Raw genomic sequence first — 3,290 nt, 5'->3', positions numbered from 1 at the left:
TGTTATATAGCATGACATATTTGACACTTTTTTGATACTGTTAAGGTTTTGGTAATCTATTGATTTCCAGCCCCTGTACAGGGGCGCTTAACGGTGGATTTCGTAGCATAAGTTCTTTGACACTTTGAAAAGTAGTTACCAATCAACTGGGGTATAATAGGTGAATATATGTTTTATTTCATTATTTTGACGTATAACCAGGATCTGTCTGTCTATATTGACTTCTGCTACTATATAAGAATATTTTAAAGATTCATCTACTTTAAAGTGTTCTGTAGGTAGGTGCAGTTGTAAGTCGCTCCTGATAAATCTTATGAAATAAACAACACCTGTTTCCAGTGGAATTTTCTTGAGTTCATGAGTATGGCCTGTGTAGCAAATCCCATGGCCATGGGCCCGTGATGCTTCATTAGGCGTCATTTGGCTTTGAGCACTATACCTGTGGTTGGCATTATGGAACTCTATGAATTGTTTTGTTTCATAGACTAGTTCATTGAAATTTGCCAAGTGTGTCGTATTCAAGAACCTCTTTTGGTAGGTGTCATTGAACTTCTCAATGATCCCATTTCGCCAAGGTTCTTGAATGGGTATAAAAACTGGTGCAACCCCCTGGCTTAGGGCAAATCTAACCACAGAACCAAAACTCCTGGGATAGCGATTACTACCTCGGAACGCAAGTTCATTGTCCATTTGCAGAGCATCTGGCATTTGGTAAGCGGACCAATACTCAGCTATAGCAGGAACGATTTCACTGGAAGATTTAACTCTGATGGGTTTTGAGAAAGCTGAATGAGTATTCACATCTATCATATTAAGGCTGTAGAAACGTCCATCACCCCTGATATACCTTGGGCCAACCAGATCCATTTGTTGGGTGTATATATAGAGCTCTGGGTATTCTCTACTTTGCTTTAATTTAGGAATAACCTTGTTGAGTCCATTTCTCTCAATTACACGATTGATCGTCCAGATCGGTGGTGGGTGCAACTTTAGCTTTCGAAATTCATATTGAATGGCTATTGCACCTGTTTGTGAGAAATGTTGGTCGTCAAGTTTCTGCCGAATATCCAGAATCTTTTGCTCTATAGCCTTTTCAACCTTTGATGGCCTATGCTTTGGAGCTCTGGATTCATCCAGAAACCAGGAGGTCTCATCTTTACGTAACTCATACTTTTTGAGCCAATTGTAAAACCATTGGCGTGTTTTGCTTAATGATCTTACAATAGATGTTACCTTCTCTCCTGATTGATAGCGTGATACAGCTACTTTTCGTCTTTCGTATTCGTCCATATTTTTATGTGAACGATACGAATAATTATGTCAAAGAACGTGTGCTATATAAATATGTCAACGATGTTGTGCTACGAAAAAAAGTGTCAACGATGTTATGCTATTTATCAACTAAGGCACTAAGAACACTTAGAAACACTAAGGAAATGATTACGCAAAAATATATTAACGATATTGCTTACAAAATTGTGGGCTGGGCTATTGAAGTGCACAAAAATCTGGGTTATTACTCAACTTTCATTGTGAAAATATCGTAGAGCACATGATTCCGCTTGTTACAGCCGAATTTTCTAAACTACCTAAATCTTAGTGTACCTGAGTGTTCTTAGTGCCTTAGTGGTTAATGATGTGTTGTATTAAAATAATTGAATTGAAATTTACAAATTCCCGGATAGTCACCGGAATTTGGATTAAAAATTGATAATTCTGATCAATTATAAATGATTTTCGCGGATTTGTTTCGTGCATTTGGCTGATAAATTTAATGAATTTGCGGAGAAAAATATACTTATTCACCGCAGTTTATGCGGAGATTATCATTATATTTGCCGCATAATATGCGGAGTATGAATACTTATATTTATCAGAATAAGGATTGGCCAAATTTTACCTGGAATTATGAGCATATAGCTGGCACACTAGGAGCAGTCAGGAACCTGCAGGGGAAATTAACAGGGAAAATGGAGGCCTTGGGCTTTTCATTAAGGGAAGAAGCCTTGCTGGAAACCCTGACACTTGATGTGTTGAAATCTACTGAAATAGAGGGCGTTATATTGCAATCCGACCAGGTGCGCTCTTCGATTGCAAGGCACCTTGGAATGGATGCTGCAGGGTTGGTTCCATCAGACAGGTACGTGGATGGTGTGGTTCAAATGATGCTGGACGCAACACAGCATCCTGAACAACCGCTCATCTCAAGTCGGCTGTTCAACTGGCAAGCTGCTTTGTTTCCGACCGGCAGAAGCGGAATTTATAAGATCACCGTCGGTGACTGGAGGAAAGACGAATCGGGACCAATGCAGGTTGTTTCCGGGGCATACGGAAAAGAAAGGGTGCATTACCAGGCTCCTGCTGCTGTCGACCTTGATAAAGAAATGAAGGCTTTCCTGGATTGGTTTAACACGGCTGAAACCCTAGATCCGGTGATCAAAGCAGGCATTGCGCATGTGTGGTTTGTTACAGTCCATCCATTTGACGATGGAAACGGAAGAATTGCCCGGGCAATTGCTGACATGCAGCTTGCACGGGCCGATAGCAGCAAACAGCGGTTTTACAGCATGTCAGCCCAGATCAGGCATGAGCAGAAGGCTTATTACAATATTCTTGAAAAGACCCAAAAGGGCGGCTTGGATGTGACCGAATGGTTGCATTGGTTTCTGGATTGTCTGAATAATGCTTTATCGGCCACCGATAAAACCCTTTCGAAGGTATTATTCAAAGCAAAGTTCTGGGAAAGCAACAGATCAGTGATCATGAATGAGAGGCAAAGGCTGATGATCAATAAGTTGCTTGAAGGTTTTGAAGGTAAGCTTACCTCTTCCAAATGGGCTATTATCAATAAATGTTCTGCTGATACAGCGTTGCGCGATATGACAGACCTCATTTCAAAGGGTATCCTTCGAAAAGAAGCCGCAGGAGGAAGAAGCACAGGCTATAAGTTGAATGGTTAGATCAATCATTCCACGGTCACACGAATCCCTTCCGAATGCGCACTGAATTCCGGCGCATACAGGCACTGGATGGAGGTGATGCCGTTGGAAAACTCGCCTTTCTGCGTCACATTCAGCGGGTATTCAAAGACATACGTCCCTTTCCGCAGGTAATCGAAATAGAAATTTACCGAAGCATCTTTGATGGACTCATAATATCCAAGACCTCCCTGGTAGCGGTAACCGGACAGGACATCGACGGGCTCAAAAGCCGCGGCACGCATATCTTTCATGTGGACATATTCCATGTCTCTGTCAACGCGGATTATTATCCTTGCTTTGACCTTATCA

Annotated in this window: 3 protein-coding genes; 1 reads left to right on the top strand and 2 read right to left on the bottom strand. The window is 41.5% G+C overall.

The features are described from left to right. Positions 1–135: 135 nt before the first annotated feature. The gene (locus WC623_RS24790) at positions 136–1,290 is read right to left on the bottom strand and encodes an integrase core domain-containing protein (protein WP_372856277.1); all 1,155 of its coding nucleotides are present in this window, start codon (positions 1,288–1,290) and stop codon (positions 136–138) included. Between the two features lie 566 nt (positions 1,291–1,856). On the opposite strand from WC623_RS24790, the gene WC623_RS24785 reads away from it, so the two are divergent. Further along, positions 1,857–2,960 carry a Fic family protein gene (locus WC623_RS24785; protein ID WP_372856275.1) on the top strand — a complete coding sequence of 368 codons (1,104 nt, stop codon included), beginning with the start codon at positions 1,857–1,859 and terminating at the stop codon, positions 2,958–2,960. 5 nt (positions 2,961–2,965) lie between these two features. On the opposite strand, the gene WC623_RS24780 is transcribed toward WC623_RS24785, so the two are convergent. Further along, positions 2,966–3,290: hypothetical protein (locus tag WC623_RS24780; protein ID WP_372856273.1), on the bottom strand; the 325-nt coding region annotated here is incomplete at its 5' end.

It is taken from the genome of Pedobacter sp., assembly GCF_041645105.1.
Classification (GTDB): Bacteria; Bacteroidota; Bacteroidia; order Sphingobacteriales; family Sphingobacteriaceae; genus Pedobacter.
This window is presented reverse-complemented; position numbering and strand designations above follow the sequence as displayed.

Coding starts and splice junctions, on each gene's coding strand:
- WC623_RS24790 (WP_372856277.1), bottom strand. CDS start 1,290: ATGGACGAATACGAAAGACGAAAAGTAGCTGTATCACGCTATCAATCA.
- WC623_RS24785 (WP_372856275.1), top strand. CDS start 1,857: ATGAATACTTATATTTATCAGAATAAGGATTGGCCAAATTTTACCTGG.